Origin of the sequence: Enterobacter sp. J49, assembly GCF_002148625.1 — a bacterium.
In the GTDB taxonomy this organism is placed as follows: domain Bacteria; phylum Pseudomonadota; class Gammaproteobacteria; order Enterobacterales; family Enterobacteriaceae; genus Enterobacter; species Enterobacter ludwigii.
This window is the reverse complement of sequence record NZ_MWPY01000035.1, coordinates 118,796-137,726: the sequence shown is the minus strand read 5'-3', so window position 1 is coordinate 137,726 and position 18,931 is coordinate 118,796. Positions and strand designations below refer to the sequence as shown.

20 protein-coding genes are annotated in these 18,931 nt (G+C 55.9%); 9 read left to right on the top strand and 11 right to left on the bottom strand.

Annotated features, from left to right (window positions below; translation table 11 throughout):
• Nucleotides 1-19: 19 nt before the first annotated feature.
• Entirely contained in the window at nucleotides 20-880 is an 861-nt protein-coding gene (gene rsmI, locus BJP35_RS16900; RefSeq protein WP_014171761.1) for a 16S rRNA (cytidine(1402)-2'-O)-methyltransferase, read from the bottom strand.
• 62 nt (nucleotides 881-942) lie between these two features.
• On the opposite strand from rsmI, the gene BJP35_RS16895 reads away from it, so the two are divergent.
• Genes BJP35_RS16895 through dolP form a run of 4 tightly spaced genes read left to right on the top strand, consistent with a single transcriptional unit; the run spans nucleotide 943 to nucleotide 4,730 of the window.
• A complete protein-coding gene (locus BJP35_RS16895; RefSeq protein WP_086463434.1) occupies nucleotides 943-3,180 on the top strand; it encodes a penicillin-binding protein activator in 2,238 nt (745 codons plus the stop codon).
• Complete coding sequence (locus BJP35_RS16890; RefSeq protein ID WP_047743762.1) at nucleotides 3,138-3,533, top strand: YraN family protein; 396 nt, start codon at nucleotides 3,138-3,140, stop codon at nucleotides 3,531-3,533. Before BJP35_RS16895 ends, BJP35_RS16890 begins: the two co-directional genes overlap by 43 nt.
• Before the next feature lie 21 nt (nucleotides 3,534-3,554).
• Nucleotides 3,555-4,145, top strand: a complete 591-nt coding sequence (gene diaA / locus BJP35_RS16885; RefSeq protein WP_003861754.1) for a DnaA initiator-associating protein DiaA — start codon at nucleotides 3,555-3,557, stop codon at nucleotides 4,143-4,145.
• A gap of 9 nt (nucleotides 4,146-4,154) precedes the next feature.
• Nucleotides 4,155-4,730, top strand: coding sequence for a division/outer membrane stress-associated lipid-binding lipoprotein (gene dolP, locus BJP35_RS16880; protein WP_014171764.1), 576 nt, complete (start codon nucleotides 4,155-4,157; stop codon nucleotides 4,728-4,730).
• 51 nt (nucleotides 4,731-4,781) lie between these two features.
• Here the strand turns inward: dolP and BJP35_RS16875 are convergent, their stop codons facing one another.
• Both BJP35_RS16875 and BJP35_RS16870 read right to left on the bottom strand, forming a co-directional pair.
• Entirely contained in the window at nucleotides 4,782-5,819 is a 1,038-nt protein-coding gene (locus BJP35_RS16875; protein ID WP_020883548.1) for a permease, read from the bottom strand.
• 40 nt (nucleotides 5,820-5,859) lie between these two features.
• Nucleotides 5,860-6,504, bottom strand: a complete 645-nt coding sequence (locus BJP35_RS16870; RefSeq protein ID WP_025202931.1) for an NAD(P)H-binding protein — start codon at nucleotides 6,502-6,504, stop codon at nucleotides 5,860-5,862.
• Between the two features lie 130 nt (nucleotides 6,505-6,634).
• Here BJP35_RS16870 and BJP35_RS16865 point away from each other — a divergent pair, with 130 nt between their 5' ends.
• Entirely contained in the window at nucleotides 6,635-7,153 is a 519-nt protein-coding gene (locus BJP35_RS16865; protein WP_014171767.1) for a type 1 glutamine amidotransferase domain-containing protein, read from the top strand.
• On the opposite strand, the gene BJP35_RS16860 is transcribed toward BJP35_RS16865, so the two are convergent.
• Nucleotides 7,133-7,567: a YhbP family protein gene (locus BJP35_RS16860; protein ID WP_020883546.1), complete on the bottom strand. Its 435-nt coding sequence runs from the start codon at nucleotides 7,565-7,567 to the stop codon at nucleotides 7,133-7,135. The genes BJP35_RS16865 and BJP35_RS16860 overlap by 21 nt on opposite strands.
• 14 nt (nucleotides 7,568-7,581) lie before the next feature.
• Between BJP35_RS16860 and BJP35_RS16855 the strand changes: the two genes are divergently transcribed.
• Nucleotides 7,582-7,911, top strand: a complete 330-nt coding sequence (locus BJP35_RS16855) for a GIY-YIG nuclease family protein (RefSeq protein WP_014171769.1) — start codon at nucleotides 7,582-7,584, stop codon at nucleotides 7,909-7,911.
• On the opposite strand, the gene BJP35_RS16850 is transcribed toward BJP35_RS16855, so the two are convergent.
• Nucleotides 7,898-8,401, bottom strand: a complete 504-nt coding sequence (locus BJP35_RS16850) for a GNAT family N-acetyltransferase (RefSeq protein ID WP_014171770.1) — start codon at nucleotides 8,399-8,401, stop codon at nucleotides 7,898-7,900. The genes BJP35_RS16855 and BJP35_RS16850 overlap by 14 nt on opposite strands.
• Nucleotides 8,395-8,919, bottom strand: coding sequence for an SCP2 domain-containing protein (locus BJP35_RS16845; protein WP_014171771.1), 525 nt, complete (start codon nucleotides 8,917-8,919; stop codon nucleotides 8,395-8,397). The genes BJP35_RS16850 and BJP35_RS16845 overlap by 7 nt, the downstream gene beginning before the upstream one ends.
• A gap of 211 nt (nucleotides 8,920-9,130) precedes the next feature.
• Here BJP35_RS16845 and BJP35_RS16840 point away from each other — a divergent pair, with 211 nt between their 5' ends.
• The 3 genes from BJP35_RS16840 to BJP35_RS16830 all read left to right on the top strand — a co-directional run bounded on the left by BJP35_RS16840 (nucleotide 9,131) and on the right by BJP35_RS16830 (nucleotide 12,109).
• Complete coding sequence (locus BJP35_RS16840; RefSeq protein WP_020883543.1) at nucleotides 9,131-10,126, top strand: peptidase U32 family protein; 996 nt, start codon at nucleotides 9,131-9,133, stop codon at nucleotides 10,124-10,126.
• A gap of 7 nt (nucleotides 10,127-10,133) precedes the next feature.
• A complete protein-coding gene (locus BJP35_RS16835; protein WP_047743765.1) occupies nucleotides 10,134-11,012 on the top strand; it encodes a U32 family peptidase in 879 nt (292 codons plus the stop codon).
• A gap of 89 nt (nucleotides 11,013-11,101) precedes the next feature.
• Complete coding sequence (locus BJP35_RS16830; RefSeq protein ID WP_047743767.1) at nucleotides 11,102-12,109, top strand: LLM class flavin-dependent oxidoreductase; 1,008 nt, start codon at nucleotides 11,102-11,104, stop codon at nucleotides 12,107-12,109.
• Nucleotides 12,110-12,154: 45 nt separating this feature from the next.
• On the opposite strand, the gene mtr is transcribed toward BJP35_RS16830, so the two are convergent.
• From mtr to pnp, 5 genes are all read right to left on the bottom strand, one after another.
• Nucleotides 12,155-13,399, bottom strand: a complete 1,245-nt coding sequence (mtr, locus tag BJP35_RS16825; protein WP_025202927.1) for a tryptophan permease — start codon at nucleotides 13,397-13,399, stop codon at nucleotides 12,155-12,157.
• A gap of 142 nt (nucleotides 13,400-13,541) precedes the next feature.
• Nucleotides 13,542-15,446, bottom strand: coding sequence for a DEAD/DEAH family ATP-dependent RNA helicase (locus tag BJP35_RS16820; RefSeq protein ID WP_020883539.1), 1,905 nt, complete (start codon nucleotides 15,444-15,446; stop codon nucleotides 13,542-13,544).
• Nucleotides 15,439-15,519, bottom strand: coding sequence for a protein YrbN (gene yrbN, locus BJP35_RS24850; protein ID WP_100122156.1), 81 nt, complete (start codon nucleotides 15,517-15,519; stop codon nucleotides 15,439-15,441). Before yrbN ends, BJP35_RS16820 begins: the two co-directional genes overlap by 8 nt.
• Nucleotides 15,520-15,626: 107 nt before the next feature.
• On the bottom strand, nucleotides 15,627-16,511 hold the full coding sequence (gene nlpI, locus BJP35_RS16815; RefSeq protein WP_013098912.1) for a lipoprotein NlpI: 885 nt from the start codon (nucleotides 16,509-16,511) through the stop codon (nucleotides 15,627-15,629).
• A gap of 108 nt (nucleotides 16,512-16,619) precedes the next feature.
• Entirely contained in the window at nucleotides 16,620-18,758 is a 2,139-nt protein-coding gene (pnp, locus tag BJP35_RS16810) for a polyribonucleotide nucleotidyltransferase (protein WP_047743769.1), read from the bottom strand.
• Nucleotides 18,759-18,931 lie beyond the last annotated feature (173 nt).

The window sequence follows — 18,931 nt, the reverse complement described above, 5'->3', positions numbered from 1 at the left end:
TGATTGCCGGGCCGATATATTACCCCTGCTGCTCCAGCGCATACTTATACAGTGCGTTTTTCTTCACGCCGTGGATCTCTGCCGCCAGCGCAGCCGCTTTCTTGAGCGGCAGTTCAGCCTGCAGCAGCGCAAGTGTACGAAGCGCATCGGCAGGCAATGCGTCCTCCTGCGCCTTATGTCCTTCGACAATCAGCACCATCTCGCCCTTGCGGCGGTTTTCGTCTTCCTTCACCCACGCCAGCAGTTCTCCTACCGGTGCGCCGTGAATAGTTTCCCAGGTTTTGGTCAGCTCGCGTGCCAGCACCACGTAGCGGGCTTCCCCCCAGACGGTCACCATATCTTCCAGGCTTTCCAGCAGGCGATGCGTAGATTCGTAGAAAATCAGGGTGCGCGGTTCAGCTTCCAGCGCTTTTAACACGTCGCGTCGGCCTTTGGATTTGGCAGGCAGGAAACCTTCATAGCAGAAGCGGTCGGAAGGCAGACCCGCAGCGCTCAGCGCCGCGATAGCCGCACATGGGCCAGGCAGCGGCACCACGCGGATCCCGGCTTCACGGCAGGTACGCACCAGATGGTAGCCGGGATCGTTAATCAGCGGCGTACCCGCATCGGAGACCAGGGCAATGTTCTGCCCCTCTTTCAGCTTCGCCACCAGCGTTTCGGCTTTTTGTTGCTCATTGTGATCGTGTAACGCGAACAAACGCGCGCTAATGGCGAAGTGCTGGAGCAGTAAGCCTGTGTGTCGGGTATCTTCAGCGGCAATTAAATCAACAGCCTGCAATACGGTAAGCGCACGTTGGGTAATATCAGATAAATTCCCGATAGGAGTAGGTACAATATAGAGCTGGCCTTGAGAATTATCTGCCGTTTCGTGTTGTTTCATTGTTTCGTCCGTATTGCCGATTTAATATTGAGCATTGCGTAAAAAAAATCACTGGATACAGTATGGTACCGTTAACGTTTCTTCGAAAAAAAGCCACGCGCAGCGTGCCGCTCCTGCTGGCAGCCCTGATCTTTGCAGGCTGTGGCACCCAGGCACCCGACCAGAGCACCGCCCATTTGCAGGGTTCTGCTCAGGCTGACTCTGGCTTTTATCTGCAACAAATGTCGCAGAGTTCAAATGATACCAAGACCAACTGGCAATTACTCGCCATTCGTGCACTGCTGAAAGAGGGGAAAACCCAGCAGGCTGCCGAATTGTTCAACCGGTTGCCAAAAGATCTGAATGATGTTCAGCGTCGTGAGCAGAGCCTGCTCTCTGCCGAGCTGAAAGTCGCGCTGAAAGATTACGATGCCGCGAAAAAGATCCTCGGGGATATCGACGTGAGCGCGCTGGACAAAAATCAGCAGGCTCGCTTCTGGCAGGCGGGCATTACCGCTGAACAGGGCCGCCCTTCCCTGACGCTGCTCCGTGCGCTGATCGCCCAGGAGCCTCTGCTCGGCGGGGCTGATAAGCAGAAAAATATCGATGCCACGTGGCAGGCGCTGGCCTCTATGACGCAGGAACAGGCGCGTGCACTGGTGATCAATGCAGATGAAAACGTCCTGCAGGGCTGGCTGGATCTGCAGCAGATGTGGTTTAACAACCGCAACGATCCTAAGATGCTGAAAGCCGGTATCACTGACTGGCAGACCCGCTACCCGCAGAATCCGGGCGCGAAAATGCTGCCGACGCAGCTGGTAAACGTGCAGAACTTTAAGCCGGCCTCGACCAGCAAGATTGCACTCCTTCTGCCCTTAAACGGTCAGGCTGCGGTATTCGGTCGCACTATTCAACAGGGTTTTGAAGCCGCGAAAAACGGCACGACGCCAGTGACGGGCAGCGCAGTACCGACCCAGGCAGCACAGGCGGCAAACGTGAACGACGTGGTCAGCCCTTCCGCCGCTGAAACCAGTGACCTGACCACCGCGCAGACGCCGGCACAGGGAACGATGCAGAACCCGGTAACGGCCCCTACGACGGCAACGCCAGCGCCGGCTGAAACTCAAGCAGCTCCGGCGACTGACGCCGCGTCTGAACAACCTCAACCGCAGAACGTTCAGCCTGCACCGCCCGCCACGCCGGCGCCGGCTGAAACTCAAGCAGCCCCGGCGACTGACACCGCGTCTGAACAACCTCAACCGCAGAACGTTCAGCCTGCACCGCCCGCAGAACAAACGGCACAACCTGTCGCGCAAACACCGTCGGTGGCCACCACCAGCGCGAACCCGGGTGCTGAGCTGAAAATCTACGACACCAGTTCGAAGCCACTTGACCAGGTACTGGCGCAGGTTCAACAGGATGGTGCGAGCATCGTTGTCGGCCCGCTGCTGAAAAACAATGTCGAAGAGTTGATGAAGAGCAATACCACGCTGAACGTGCTGGCACTCAACCAGCCAGAGCAGGTTCAGAACCGTGCCAATATTTGCTACTTCGCGCTGTCGCCGGAAGATGAAGCCCGCGATGCGGCGCGTCATATTCACGAGCAGGGTAAACAGGCTCCGCTGTTGCTCATCCCACGCAGTACGCTGGGGGATCGCGTTGCTAATGCTTTTGCCGATGAGTGGCAGAAGTTGGGCGGCGGTATTGTGCTGCAGCAGAAATTCGGCTCCGCGTCTGAACTGCGCGCGGGCGTCAATGGCGGAGCGGGCATTGCCCTCAACGGCAGCCCGGTCAGCGCAAGCCTGCCGCAGCAGCAGAGTGTGACCATTGGCGGTCTGTCGATCCCTGCGCCACCTACCGACGCGCAGATCAGCGGTGGCGGTAAAGTGGATGCAGCGTATATCGTTGCCACCCCGCAGGAAATCGCCTTCATCAAACCGATGATTGCAATGCGTAACGGTAGCCAGAGCGGCGCAACGCTGTACGCCAGTTCACGCAGCGCGCAAGGTACCGCCGGCCCGGATTTCCGTCTGGAGATGGACGGCCTGCAGTACAGCGAGATTCCCATGCTCGCAGGCAGCAACCCGGCACTGATGCAGCAGGCGCTGAGCACCGTCCGCAACGACTACTCTCTGGCACGTCTGTATGCCATGGGTGTCGATGCCTGGGCGCTGGCGAACCACTTTACCCAGATGCGTCAGGTGCCGGGCTTTGAGCTTAACGGCAATACCGGCGATCTGACGGCCACTCAAGATTGTGTGATTAACAGGAAGTTATCATGGCTCAAATACCAGCAGGGACAAATCGTCCCGGCCAGTTAAGCCGTAAAGAGACCGGTGACGCGTGGGAATTAAAAGCGCGTCGCTGGCTTGAAGGCAAAGGACTGCACTTTATCGCCGCTAACGTTCGCGGACGTGGCGGCGAAATCGACCTCATCATGAAAGACGGTGAGGTCATCGTGTTTGTAGAAGTTCGCTACCGACAGTCTTCCCGTTTTGGCGGCGCTGCCGCCAGCGTGACGTTCGCCAAACAACATAAATTATTACAGACTGCCCACTTGTGGCTTGCCCGCCATAATGGGAGTTTTGATACTGTGGATTGCCGGTTCGATGTGGTAGCCTTCACCGGCAATGCGATCGAATGGCTGAAAAACGCTTTTGGCGAAGACGCATAATTAAGATTTAAAAGGGATAACGTGCTCGAAAGAATTAAAGTGTGCTTCACTGAAAGCATCCAGACTCAGATTGCAGCGGCGGAAGCCCTTCCGGACGCTATCTCTCGTGCCGCCATGACGCTGGTGCAATCCCTGCTCAATGGCAACAAAATCCTCTGTTGTGGCAATGGCACTTCAGCCGCCAACGCACAGCATTTTGCTGCCAGCATGATCAATCGTTTTGAAACAGAACGACCGAGTTTACCCGCCATTGCACTTAATACCGATAATGTGGTCTTAACAGCGATTGCTAACGATCGTCTGCATGATGAGATTTACGCAAAGCAGGTGCGAGCCCTGGGTCATGCCGGAGATGTTCTGCTGGCAATCTCCACGCGCGGCAACAGCCGGGACATTGTCAAAGCCGTTGAAGCCGCCGTCACCCGCGACATGACTATCGTTGCCTTAACAGGCTATGACGGTGGTGAGCTGGCGGGTTTGCTTGGGCCGCAGGATGTGGAAATCCGCATTCCCTCTCACCGTAGCGCGCGCATTCAGGAGATGCATATGCTCACGGTGAACTGCTTATGCGATTTGATCGATAACACGCTTTTCCCTCACCAGGATGATTAAGGAGTTCTTATGAAGGCTTTATCGACCCTCGCAGTCCTTATGTCTGCATTACTGCTTCAGGGATGTATCGCTGCGGCTGTCGTGGGTACCGCCGCGGTTGGTACTAAAGCGGCAACCGACCCGCGTTCCGTAGGGACACAGGTCGATGACGGTACGCTGGAGCTGCGCGTCAACAGTGCGCTGTCGAAAGACGAACAAATCAAGAAAGAAGCGCGTATCAACGTCACGGCCTATCAGGGCAAAGTGTTGCTGACGGGCCAGTCGCCGAATACCGAACTCTCCAGCCGCGCAAAACAGATCGCAATGGGCGTTGAGGGCACCACGGAAGTCTTCAATGAAATCCGTCAGGGGCAGCCAATCAGCCTGGGTACCGCGTCGTCTGATACCTGGATCACCACCAAAGTTCGCTCCCAGCTGCTGGGCTCGGACCAGGTGAAATCCTCAAACGTGAAAGTGACAACGGAAAACGGCGAAGTGTTCCTGCTGGGTCTGGTCACTGACCGTGAAGGAAAAGCGGCGGCCGATATCGCCAGCCGGGTGAGCGGCGTGAAACACGTCACCACCGCCTTCACCTACATCAAGTAACCAGAACGTCTGACAGAAAGCCCGGTAAGCGGTAACGCTACCGGGCTTTTTTTATACCAGTGCAATACTTCCTACCATCACCCCGCTCAGCGCCACCAGCCCCGCGGTCAGCCACAGCGCTTTCGCCGGGAATGACTTACGCAACATGACAAGCGACGGCAGGCTGATTGCAGGCAGGGTAATGAGCAGCGCCAGTGCAGGCGCGGTGCCCATCCCGGCCAGCATCATGGTCTGAACAATGGGAATTTCAGCGGCCGTTGGGATCACGAACAGGCAACCGGCAACCGCCATTGCAACGACCCACAGCAGCGTGTTGTCGATAGCCCCGTCCGCATGCGGGAACAGCCAGACGCGCGCCGCGCCCAGCACCAGAACCGCCAGGATATAGACCGGGATGGTGCTCCAGAAAAGTTGCCACAGCGCCCTGCCCCAGCGCGCGAAGAAGCCGCCCTGTGGTTCGCTGATATCCACGTCAACTGACGCAGGCGCTACGGTTTTGTCTTTCACCAGATGTTGCACCAGGGTCGCCACGACCAGAACCGTCAGCAGCCCGGCCACCAGACGAATAATGGCGAAATGCCAGCCCAGCACAAAGCCCATAAACACAAGCGTCGCCGGGTTTAACAACGGGTTCCCCATCCAGAAAGCAAGCGCACCGCCCATCGAGACGCGCTGACGACGCATCCCGGCGGCCACAGGCGCCGCACAGCACGAGCACATCATGCCCGGCAGGGAGAAAATCGTCCCCAGCAGCGTACCCTGAAAGCGGGGCTGACCGAGGGTTTTCACCAGCCAGTGACGCGGGATAAGCACCTGAATCAGCGAGCCCAGCAGGACGCCCAGTACCGCGGCTTTCCAGACGGCAAGGAAATAGACCATGGCGTAATCCCACGCCGCCTGAAGCGGGCTGGAATCAGCCTGAGCGAGAATAGATTTTCCGATACTGTGCGTTTCGGCGGCCGTGAAGGCTTTACCGTAGTACGGCTGCCATTTCACATACCAGAGGCCGATGATGACCACGAGAAAGAAGAGCGCGGGCTTCCACCATTGAACAGGTGAAGCCGCCTGAGATGAAGACTGACCAGTCATAGCATTCCCCGGAGAGTAGTAGGTTATTAGCCGGGGGAGTTTACGCCTCGCCCTGTGCGATTTCACGCAGTTTTGCCGACGGGATGATATTCACGCCCTCCTGCGATGGCGAGAGCCCTTCTTTTAGCATCGCACGCGCCACGTCCGCTGCCTCAATGGATTTCCAGTTACCCGGCAGGATGCGGAACAGAGGCGCGAAAAACGATTCGTTAAAACGACGTTCATCCCGGTGCCCGAGCAGCATGGAGGGGCGAACAATGGTCAGTTGCTCCCACTTCTGGGCAATCAGCGCCTCTTCCATTTTGCCCTTCACCTTGTTGTAGAAAAAAGGTGACCCGGCATTGGCACCGAGCGAACTGACCACCACAAAATGTGTTGCCCCCAGCTTTTTAGCCGTCAGCGCCGTATCGACCACCAGCGTGTAGTCCGCATGCACAAACGCCTCTTTACTGCCCGCTTCACGCAGCGTTGTACCGAGGCAGCAAAAGGCGATATCAACAGGATCCTGTACCTGCGCCAGTGCATCGGTAAGCTGCGGGTCGTGGGGGTTAAAGACGCCGGAGATATCCGCGAGAGGCCGACGCGTCGGGGCGGCAATATAGTTAACCCGGTGCTCCTGAAGCAGCAGCCGCAGCAGATGTCCGCCCACCAGCCCGGTCGCGCCGGTAATCAGTACCTGACTCATCTCATCTCCCCTTTACAGAATTGTCCGTTTGCGAACTCAGCGTCGTCGACCACACTTAGAAGTCTGTTACAGGTAAGTATTTACCACAAGCGGAGAAAAATCTGTCTGAAGCCAAAACAACGGAGGAAGCATGGGCAAGAAAATCGCAGTCTTGATCACCGACGAGTTTGAAGATTCAGAATTCACCTCGCCAGCCGAGGCATTTCGCAAGGCAGGACATGAGGTCATCACCATTGAGAAAGAGGCGGGTAAAACGGTGAAAGGCCATAAGGGCGAAGCCAGCGTGACCATCGATGAAACCATCGATAACGTCAGCCCGTCAGATTTCGATGCCCTGCTGTTACCCGGCGGTCATTCACCGGATTCCCTGCGTGGGGATGAACGGTTCGTGACCTTCACGCGAGACTTTGTCTCGACGGGCAAACCGGTCTTTGCCATCTGCCACGGTCCGCAGCTGCTCATCAGCGCAGATGTCGTGCGCGGGCGTAAACTCACGGCCGTAAAACCGATCGTTATCGATTTGAAAAATGCGGGGGCTGAGTTTTACGATCAGGAAGTTGTGAACGACAAAGATCAGCTGATCACCAGCAGGACCCCGGACGATCTGCCCGCGTTTAACCGTGAAGCGCTACGCCTGCTCGGCGCGTAGCCAGTGAAGCTTTGTGCCAAAGCCCAGGGTGTTGTCGGTAAATTTCAGCTCATCAAGGCGGATTTCCCACACCGGAGCTTTTAGCGCAATGGCAACCGGAAAGCGGCGCGTGTAGCGTTTTCGCTGCGCGTCGCTCTCTTCTCCGTCCAGGCGGCGGATCTCCCCTTTAAACTGCAGGCCACGAATCAGCGCGACCGTTTTAGGCTGGCCGTTCACCGTGCCCGCCACCTTCGCCTGGGGACCCGACATTTGCGCATGACGGGTTTTATCCTCGCTCAGGACATAAAAGGCGACACGCTCAGGATCGTAGTAATAAAACGCGTTTGCACACCACATTTCACCTTCGTCATACACGCACCAGGTGACGACATGCTGTTTTGCCAGCCAGCGGTTAATGGTGGTCAGAGTTTCCATTTTCGCTCTCTCTCATGCTAAGGTGCGTTCACCTTAACATACTGAATCTGTTTACCGTGTGCTGGTTTCTCTATCTTGTTCGTACCGCCGATAACGCCCTGTACACCGGGATCACTACCGATGTGGCGCGGCGTTTTCTGCAACATCAAACGGGGAAAGGTGCCAAAGCACTGCGGGGGAAAGGGGAATTACAGCTCGCCTTTTCGGCGCCCGTTGGCGACAGATCGCTGGCGCTCAGAATGGAATACCGCATTAAGCAACTGACGAAGCGTCAGAAAGAGCGCCTCGTCACCGGAGACGGCTCCTTTGAGGCGCTTCGCGAGAGCCTGATTAAAAGCGATTGAAATGGTCGTGGTACTCAACCAGACCGTTCACGCCGTTAAACGCGTCATCCGCCAGACGGTGCACCTGGAAGGCGGATTCCGTTCCCGGCCAGCGGCAGCGGAGATCGTAATGCGCTGCCGGTTCGAAGCCTAAACGGCCATAGAACGTAGCATCTCCCAGAGTCACCACGGCGGCATAGCCAAATTCGTTGAGCGAGTCCAGCCCTTCGTAAACCAGCTGGCGCGCCAGCCCCTGGCCGCGGTAGTGTTCATCAACCGCTAGCGGTGCCATTCCTACCCACTGTAGCTCTTCGCCCTGAACGGTAACCGGGCTGAAGGCAACGTAGCCCACCACCTGACCTTCGTCATCGGTGGCAACCAGCCCCAGCGTAATCAGGCCGTCTTCGCGGAGATCGTGGACCAGTTGCGCTTCGTCATCCCGCGCAAAAGAGCGGCGTAACAACGCATCGATACCCGGTGCATCAATCCCAATTTCGACTCGAATCAGCATGGCTCACCTACTGAAGTGTGTTTACTTTCCGGCGGGGTTTTCAGCCCCGCCTCAACGAAATCTGCCATTTGCATCAACATCACACGCAGCGCTTTCGGCATCTGCTCCAGCTCAATGGCATCCATTAAATTCTTTACGTACAGACCAAGTTCCGTATCGCCTTCGATAACCAGGCGGCGCTGGAAGAAGAGTGTGTCCGGATCCTGCTTACGCGCGGCGATCATCAGCAGATCGCTGGCGCTGGCGCTAAAGCTCACATCCGCGTCGGCGGACTCACGGACGATCAGTTGGTCATTCTCAACAGAGGTAAACCAGCGCAGCCCGATATCGTGGACGTCAATGCTTAACCAGCGCCCTTCCAGGAACTCCAGCTCACCGTCCTGCAGTGCCTGGCGGAATTGCCAGCTCAGCACCTGCTCCAGCACCTGGCGTTTAAGCGCGAACGGGGCCAGTTTTACCGGCACGCTCAGCATTGATGGACCAAATTGTACGAGACGTGAACGCAGTTTATCCAGCACGAGCTTTACTCCCTGATAGCTATAGTCCTGCTATTTTGCCATATCCGAAGCACAACATAGCGGCGTAAATCAACAAACTGTCGTCAGGTGTATCTCATTATTGGTGCCATCAATACGCCATTAGCTGCCTTAAATCAAAAATTGTCGCGTATGGGTTAATTAAAATCCCAGCTCGTTAACAAATTTGCGATCGACTACATCAGGATAAATTATGGAGCTGCTCTGCCCAGCCGGAAATCTTCCGGCGCTTAAGGCGGCCATCGAAAATGGGGCCGATGCGGTCTATATCGGGCTGAAAGATGATACCAACGCCCGCCATTTTGCTGGCCTCAACTTTACGGAGAAAAAGCTTCAGGAAGCCGTTACCTTCGTCCACCAGCACCGCCGCAAACTGCATATCGCCATCAATACCTTCGCCCATCCTGATGGCTACGCCCGCTGGCAACGCGCGGTGGATATGGCAGCACAGCTGGGCGCCGATGCGCTGATCCTCGCCGACCTCGCTATGCTTGAGTATGCGGCAGAACGCTATCCCCATATTGAGCGTCACGTCTCCGTTCAGGCATCTGCCACTAACGAAGAGGCGGTGCGTTTTTATCATCGTCACTTTGATGTTGCCCGCGTGGTGCTGCCACGCGTGCTCTCTATTCATCAGGTTAAGCAACTCGCGCGCGTCACGCCAGTACCACTGGAAGTTTTTGCCTTTGGCAGCCTGTGTATCATGGCCGAAGGCCGTTGCTATCTCTCCTCCTATTTAACCGGCGAATCCCCCAATACCGTTGGGGCCTGCTCACCCGCCCGCTTTGTTCGCTGGCAACAGACACCGCAGGGGCTGGAATCGCGCCTGAACGACGTGCTGATTGACCGCTATCAGGACGGCGAAAATGCCGGTTATCCGACGCTGTGCAAAGGCCGCTATCTGGTAGACGGCGAGCGTTACCACGCGCTGGAAGAGCCAACCAGCCTTAATACGCTGGAACTGCTGCCAGAACTGCTGGCCGCCAATATCGCCTCGGTGAAAATTGAGGGCCGCCAGCGCAGCCCGGCGTACGTAAGCCAGGTGGCGAAAGTCTGGCGCCAGGCTATCGATCGCTGCATGGCAGACCCGCAGAACTACGCACCGCAACCGGCGTGGATGGAGACACTCGGTGCGATGTCCGAGGGTACACAAACCACGCTTGGCGCGTATCACCGTAAATGGCAGTGAGATAATCATGAAATATTCATTAGGGCCGGTGCTCTACTACTGGCCAAAAGAGACGCTGGAAGATTTTTACCACCAGGCCGCAACCAGCAGCGCAGATGTGATTTACCTCGGTGAAGCGGTATGCAGCAAGCGCCGCGCCACCAAAGCGGGCGACTGGCTGGATATGGCGAAAAGCCTCGCCGGAAGCGGTAAACAGGTGGTGCTCTCAACGCTCGCACTCGTCCAGGCCTCCTCCGAACTGGGTGAACTCAAACGCTACGTAGAGAACGGTGAATTCCTGCTGGAAGCCAGCGATCTGGGCGTAGTGAACATGTGCGCCGAACGCAGACTGCCGTTTGTCGCAGGCCATGCGCTGAACTGCTATAACGCCGTGACGCTGCGCCTGCTGCTTAAACAGGGGATGACGCGCTGGTGCATGCCGGTCGAACTCTCGCGCGACTGGCTGGCTAACCTGCTCAACCAGTGCGAAACGCTGGGCATTCGCAATCAGTTCGAGGTGGAAGTGCTGAGCTATGGTCATCTGCCGCTGGCCTATTCTGCCCGCTGTTTCACCGCCCGCTCTGAAGACCGCCCGAAAGACGAGTGTGAAACCTGCTGCATCAAGTACCCGAACGGGCGCAGCATGCTGTCGCAGGAAAATCAGCAGGTGTTCGTCCTGAACGGTATCCAGACCATGAGCGGCTATGTGTATAACCTCGGCAATGAACTGGCGTCGATGAACGGTCTGGTCGACATGGTGCGCCTGTCACCGGTGGATACGGGCGTATTCGCCATGCTGGATGCCTTCCGCGCCAATGAAAACGGTGATGCTCCGCTGCCGTTAACCGCTAACAGCGACTGTAACGGCTACTGGAAACGCCTCCCCGGGCTGGTGCTACAGGGCTGAAGAAGAAATGTAAAAGCTCACTTTGTTAACAACGGTTATTAAATTTTAATGCACTATTAAAAGATTCACCGTCGACAAAGTGAGCTGTTATGACTGATAAAACCATTCCGTTTTCGGTGCTGGATCTGGCGCCGATCCCTCAAGGGGCCTCAGCACGAGAAGCCTTTACCCACTCTCTCGATCTCGCTCGCCTGGCAGAAAAACGCGGTTATCACCGTTACTGGCTGGCTGAGCACCACAATATGGTTGGTATCGCCAGTGCCGCGACCTCCGTGCTGATTGGTTACCTGGCGGCGAACACCACCACGCTGCATCTTGGCTCCGGTGGCGTGATGTTGCCGAACCATGCCCCGCTGGTGATTGCCGAGCAGTTTGGTACGCTGAATACCCTCTATCCTGGCCGTATCGACCTGGGTCTTGGGCGTGCGCCGGGCAGCGACCAGCCGACCATGCGCGCCCTGCGTCGCCATATGAGCGGCGACATCGATAACTTCCCGCGCGATGTGGCTGAACTGGTGGACTGGTTTGACGCGCGTGACCCTAACCCGCACGTGCGCCCGGTGCCAGGCTACGGTGAGAAGATCCCGGTGTGGCTGTTGGGCTCAAGCCTGTACAGCGCGCAGCTTGCCGCGCAGCTGGGGCTGCCGTTCGCCTTTGCCTCACACTTCGCGCCAGATATGCTCCACCAGGCGCTTCACCTCTATCGCACAAACTTCAAACCTTCAGAGCGTCTGGAAAAACCGTATGCGATGGTGTGCATCAACATCGTTGCCGCCGACAGCAATCGCGATGCGGAATTCCTGTTCACCTCCATGCAACAGGCTTTTGTGAAGCTGCGTCGCGGTGAGACCGGCCAGCTGCCGCCGCCGGTGGAGAATATGCATCAGCTGTGGTCGGCATCCGAACAGTATGGCGTTCAACAGGCGCTGAGCATGTCGCTGGTGGGGGATAAGGCAAAAGTGCGTCACGGGCTGGAGGCGGTGCTGCGTGAGACGCAGGCGGATGAAATTATGGTTAACGGCCAGATTTTCGATCATCAGGCACGCTTGCATTCGTTTGACCTGGCGATGCAGGTGAAAGAGGAAGTGTCAGGTTAGCGCGGTTTGTTCCCCTCTCCCGTCGGGAGAGGGTGACAGGTGGTGTTACTGATACACCGGCAGCAGGTTAAAACTCGACAGGACATGCACCAGCGCGTTGCCAATACCGAACACCAGAATCAGCGCAATCATCGGCTTTCCGCCCCAGACGCGGAATTTCGGGCTGCCGAAGCGTTTACGTGATTTGCGTGCCAGCAGCGCAGGCACAATCGCCGCCCAGATGGTCGCCGCCAGCCCGGCATAGCCGATGGCATAGAGGAAACCATTCGGCCACAGCAGACCGCCAACAATCGGTGGCAGGAAAGTCAGCAGCGCGGTTTTAAAGCGCCCCATAGCAGAATCATCAAAACCAAACAGATCGGCCAGGTAGTCAAACAGGCCCAGCGTCACGCCGAGGAAAGAGCTCGCGACGGCAAAGTTAGAGAACACCACCAGCAGCAGATCCAGACTGCGGCTGTTCAGTACGCCGCTCAACGCCTGTACCAGCACATCAATGTTACCGCCCTTCTGCGCAATGCCGATAAATTCAGGACGCGGGATATTGCCCATCGTCCCCAGCAGCCAAATCACGTACAGCGCCAGTGCCAGCAGCGTGCCGTAGATCAGGCACTTCACAATCGTGCGTGGATCTTTACCGTAATACTTCATCAGGCTCGGCACATTACCGTGGTAACCAAATGATGCCAGACAGAACGGCAGGGTCATCAGCAGGTACGGCGTGTAAGCGGTATTCGTCTCCGCCACGTTGAACAGCGTGGCCGGCGTAACGTGCCCAAGCAGGCTGCCGAAGGTCAGGAAGAAGGTGATCACCTTCGCGCCCAGCACAATCGCCGTCATGCGACTCACCGCTTTGGTGCTCATCCAGACGATAAACGCGACGCCCAGCGCGAAGCACAAGCCCGCCACTCTTGCCGGCACGTTCAGCGACAACTCCGAGAATGTGTGATGCAGAATGGAGCCGCTCGCTGAGATGTACGCGTAAGTCAGGATGTAGAGCACAAAGGCAATGGAGAGGCCGTTTATCAGGTTCCAGCCTTTGCCTAACAGGTCTTTAGTGATGGTGTCGAAGCTGGAGCCAATGCGGTAGTTCAGGTTGGCTTCGAGGATCATCAGCCCGGAATGAAGCATACAGAACCAGGTAAACACCAGTGCCGCCAGCGACCAGAAGAACCACGCACCGGACATAACCACAGGCAGGGAGAACATCCCGGCACCAATGATGGTTCCGCCGATGATCACCACGCCGCCAAGCAGCGAAGGTGACGTTTGGGTGGTGGTAAGTGTCGCCATACAGCCTTTTCTCCAGTCAATAATGCGGTTATGCATGTTAATGTGCAGCACTGTACCAGTACAAGAGTACAAAAGGAATAAAAAAAGCCCCGACAGTGTTTATCGGGGCTGTATAGATTACTTTACGTCAGAAACGAAAGACTTACGCGTCACCGAAACGACGACGAGCGGTACCTTCTTCACGACGTGGGCCACGGCTTTCGCGACGCTCGCCAGAGAAACGACGACCTTCGCCTGCGCCAGCGCGGTTGCCTTCGCTACGACCGCCTTCACGACGTTCGCCACCGAAACCACGACCACCGCCACGACGTTCGCCACCACGGTCAGTACGTGGCTGGGCATCGCCCATCAGCTGCATGTTCATCGGCTTGTTCAGGATGCGGGTGCGAGTAAAGTGCTGCAGTACTTCGCCCGGCATGCCTTTTGGCAGCTCGATGGTAGAGTGAGATGCGAACAGCTTGATGTTACCGATGTAACGGCTGCTGATGTCGCCTTCGTTAGCGATCGCGCCAACGATATGACGAACTTCAACACCATCATCACGGCCCACTTCAATGCGGTACAGTTCCATTTCGCCAGCGTCACGACGCTCACGACGTGGACGCTCTTCGCCACTGCGCTCTGGACGGTCAGCACGTGGACCACGATCGTTACGGTCGCCACGACGTTCGAAACGCTCGTCACGATCACGGAACTCACGCTTAGGACGCATCGGTGCATCTGGTGGCACGATCAGGGTACGTTCGCCCTGTGCCATTTTCAGCAGTGCTGCGGCCAGTGTTTCCATATCCAGCTCTTCGCCTTCAGCGGTAGGCTGAATCTGTGCCAGCAGCGCACGATACTGGTCCAGGTCGCTGCTTTCCAGCTGCTGCTGTACTTTCGCGGCGAATTTTTCCAGACGGCGCTTGCCCAGCAGTTCTGCATTTGGCAGTTCCGCTTCTGGAATGGTCAGCTTCATGGTGCGTTCAATGTTACGCAGCAGACGACGCTCGCGGTTCTCAACGAACAGCAGCGCACGACCTGCACGACCCGCACGACCGGTACGACCGATACGGTGAACGTAGGATTCGGAGTCCATTGGAATATCGTAGTTAACAACCAGGCTGATACGCTCAACGTCCAGACCACGTGCTGCCACGTCGGTTGCAATCAGGATATCCAGACGACCGTCTTTCAGGCGCTCCAGCGTCTGCTCACGCAGAGCCTGGTTCATGTCACCGTTCAGCGCTGCGCTGTTGTAGCCGCTACGCTCCAGCGCTTCAGCCACTTCCAGGGTCGCGTTTTTGGTACGAACGAAGATAATCGCCGCATCAAAATCTTCCGCTTCCAGGAAACGAACCAGCGCTTCGTTTTTACGCATACCGTATACAGACCAGTAGCTCTGGCTGATGTCCGGGCGAGTGGTCACGCTGGACTGAATGCGCACTTCCTGCGGCTCTTTCATGAAGCGGCGGGTAATGCGACGAATCGCTTCTGGCATGGTTGCAGAGAACAGAGCGGTCTGATGACCTTCCGGGATCTGCGCCATAATCGTTTCTACGTCTTCGATGAAGCCCATACGCAGCATTTCATCTGCTTCATCCAGTACCAGACCGCTCAGTTTAGAGAGGTCAAGAGTACCGCGCTTCAGGTGATCCAGCAGACGGCCCGGCGTACCGACAACAATCTGTGGACCCTGGCGCAGGGCACGTAACTGCACGTCATAACGCTGGCCACCGTAAAGGGCCACCACGTTTACGCCGCGCATATGTTTAGAGAAATCAGTCATAGCTTCTGCAACCTGAACAGCCAGTTCACGGGTTGGAGCCAGGACGAGGATCTGCGGTGCACGCAGTTCCGGATCGATGTTGTGCAGCAGCGGCAGCGAGAACGCTGCGGTTTTGCCGCTACCAGTCTGGGCCATGCCCAGCACGTCACGACCAGACAACAGATGTGGGATACATTCTGCCTGGATCGGAGATGGTTTTTCGTAACCCAGATCGGTAAGGGCTTCAAGGATAGGAGCCTTCAGGCCCAGATCTGCAAAAGTGGTTTCGAATTCAGCCATGTAGTACGAGTGCCTCAATGTCAATGGCGGCCAGTCTACTTAGCTCATCGTGAAAATGATTAGCAATTTTCATTGAAAAGTGTGAACCGGCTCAAAGTAGATGTATTGACGAACAACAACGCCCTCACCAGTTAAGGTGATGGCAATCAAAAGATTACGGGCTGATGTTTATGTCGTCAGCTATTGCTGGTCCGATTCTGCCAGGTCGTCTTGCTCCTGGCCCAAGAGCGATAATTCCAACAATGCATAACGGTGCTCAACGAAGTTGTGTACGTTGTTAGCAACCGCTAATTTGAACAGTGCCGTAGCGCTGTCCTTATCCCCCAGACTTAGGTAGTACTTACCTAAATAGAAGTTGGTTTCACTGAGATGCTCAGCGAGCGAGGTGTTATCCGTTGCGTCCGCCTTGAGGCGTTCCATCAGCGTTGCTTCGCTAATGTTGCCCAGGTAGAACTCGACAATGTTCCATCCCCACTGTTCCTTGTCCGATTTATCGAAGCGCTGTTTCAGTGCTTCTTTTGCCTGCTTCTCATCGAGCTTCTGCTCAACGATGTATAACCACAGACTGCGGAAAGGATCATTAGGATCGTCTTGATAAAACGCCAGCAGATCATCTTGCGCTAACTTATCACGACCGCCGTAATACAGGGCGATACCGCGATTCAAGTGCGCGTAGTTGTAAGTTGGATCAAGCTCAAGTACAGAATCAAACGCTTCATAGGCAGCATCAAAATTGCCTGCCTGCGTTAAATAAATGCCTAAGTAATTGAATACTTCAGGCATATCAGGTCGGATTGCCAGCGCTTGTGAGAAATCATTCCGCGCTAATGCCCTCAGACCGAGACTATCATACAACACTCCGCGCTCATATAAAAGCTGTGCGCGTTCGTCATCGGTTAAAGCCCGACTGGCAAGAATTTGTTCCATGCGTGCCAGAATCACTTCCTGCTGCAAAGTCGGTTGCAATGGCACTGCGAGGACTTCGCTCTTACGCCAGGCAGAGTTGCTGCATCCTGCCAGCGTTAAAGCTGTCGCAACGAAACACCAGCGCAAAAAAGGCTTCATTTCCCACTCCCGAAGACAACTATTGGATGAACGTCCTGTCCCCCGGCGGCTTAACAAGGCGTCCTGCCTGATAATAGGCCCTCCGCCGAAGCGGAGGGCAAATGCAACTTACTCGCCTTGCTGTTCTGCTGCCGATGCTTCTGGCGCAGCAGCCGGCTGAGACTGCTCGGTTGCTTCTTTAATGCTCAGACGGATACGGCCCTGGCGGTCAACTTCCAGAACTTTAACCGGGACTTCCTGACCCATCTGCAGGTAATCGGTCACTTTCTCAACGCGCTTGTCAGCGATTTGAGAGATGTGAACCAGACCTTCTTTACCGCCACCGATGGCAACAAACGCGCCAAAGTCAACGATACGGGTCACTTTACCATTGTAGATACGGCCCACTTCGATTTCTGCAGTAATTTCTTCGATGCGACGAATAGCGAATTTCGCTTTCTCGCCGTCGGTCGCTGCAATTTTCACCGTACCGTCATCTTCGATTTCGATAGTGGTGCCAGTCTCTTCGGTCAGAGCACGGATAACGGAACCGCCCTTACCGATAACATCTTTGATCTTGTCTGGATTGATCTTGATGGTGTGGATACGCGGAGCGAACTGAGAAATATCGCCGCGTGGTGCGTTGATCGCCTGTTCCATCACGCCCAGGATGTGCAGACGAGCACCTTTAGCCTGGTTCAGCGCAACCTGCATGATCTCTTTGGTGATGCCTTCAATTTTGATATCCATCTGCAGCGCAGAGATACCGTCGCGGGAACCCGCAACTTTGAAGTCCATATCGCCCAGGTGGTCTTCGTCGCCCAGAATGTCAGACAGAACAACAAAGTTCTCGCCTTCTTTCACCAGGCCCATTGCGATACCCGCAACGGCGGCTTTGATTGGCACGCCTGCATCCATCAGCGCCAGAGATGCGCCACACACGGAAGCCATGGAAGAAGAACCGTTAGATTCGGTGATTTCAGAAACCACACGAACGGTGTACGGGAATTTGTCAGCATCCGGCATCACTGCCAGCACACCACGCTTCGCCAGACGACCGTGACCAATTTCACGACGCTTAGGCGAACCCACCATACCGGTTTCACCTACAGAGTATGGAGGGAAGTTGTAGTGGAACAGGAAGCTGTCAGTACGCTCGCCCATCAGTTCGTCGATGTTCTGCGCGTCACGTGCTGTCCCCAGGGTCGCGGTAACCAGCGCCTGCGTTTCGCCACGGGTGAACAGTGCAGAACCGTGAGTACGTGGCAGAACGCCAGTACGCACGTCCAGACCACGGATCATGTCTTTTTCGCGGCCATCGATACGCGGCTCACCCGCCAGGACGCGGCTACGAACCACGTTTTTCTCGATAGCGTGCAGAATTTCGCTCAGCTCGTTAGCATCCAGCGTTTCGTCTTCAGCAATCAGCGTTGCGATAGTTTCGTCTTTGATCACGTCAACCTGAGCATAACGCTCCTGTTTGTCGGTGATGCGATAAGCATCGCTCAGACGAGATTCAGCCAGCGCAGCAACGCGTGCATTCAGCGCGTCGTTGATGGCTTCAGGCTGCCAGTCCCAACGTGGTTTGCCCGCTTCTTTAACCAGATCGTTGATGTTCTGAATAACGATCTGCTGCTGATCGTGGCCAAAGACCACCGCGCCCAGCATCTGGTCTTCACTCAGCAGTTCCGCTTCGGATTCAACCATCAGCACAGCCGCTTCAGTACCAGCAACAACCAGGTCCAGCTTACTTTCTTTCAGCTCTTCCTGCGTTGGGTTCAGCACGTACTGGTCGTTGATGTAACCAACGCGTGCAGCACCGATTGGGCCATTGAATGGAATACCAGACAGTGACAGGGCCGCGGAAGCACCGATCATCGCAACGATATCCGGGTTAACCTGTGGGTTAACGGAAACAACGGTCGCGATAACCTGCACTTCGTTCACGAAGCCTTCCGGGAACAGCGGACGAACCGGGCGGTCAATCAGACGCGCAATCAGGGTTTCGCCTTCGCTTGGACGGCCTTCACGACGGAAGAAGCCACCCGGAATTTTACCGGCAGCGTAGGTACGCTCCTGGTAGTTAACGGTCAGCGGGAAGAAGTCCTGACCTGGTTTTGCTTTTTTCTGGCCAACTACGGTTACGAATACCGCAGTGTCATCCATGCTTACCATAACGGCAGCAGTAGCCTGACGTGCCATCATGCCGGTTTCCAGCGTGACGGTGTGTTGACCATACTGGAATTTACGAACGATCGGATTCAGCAAAGTTCTGTCCTTTCTTAAATGTATGACAGCACACCACCGGTGTGCTGACGTTTTAACCCGACCTTCTTCGCATCCTCGCGACTAATGACAACCAACACCCCCATGGGTGAAGCCTCTCATTAGCCGCGCGAACCTCTGCAATGAAGATCATTTATAGCAACAATACAATAGTT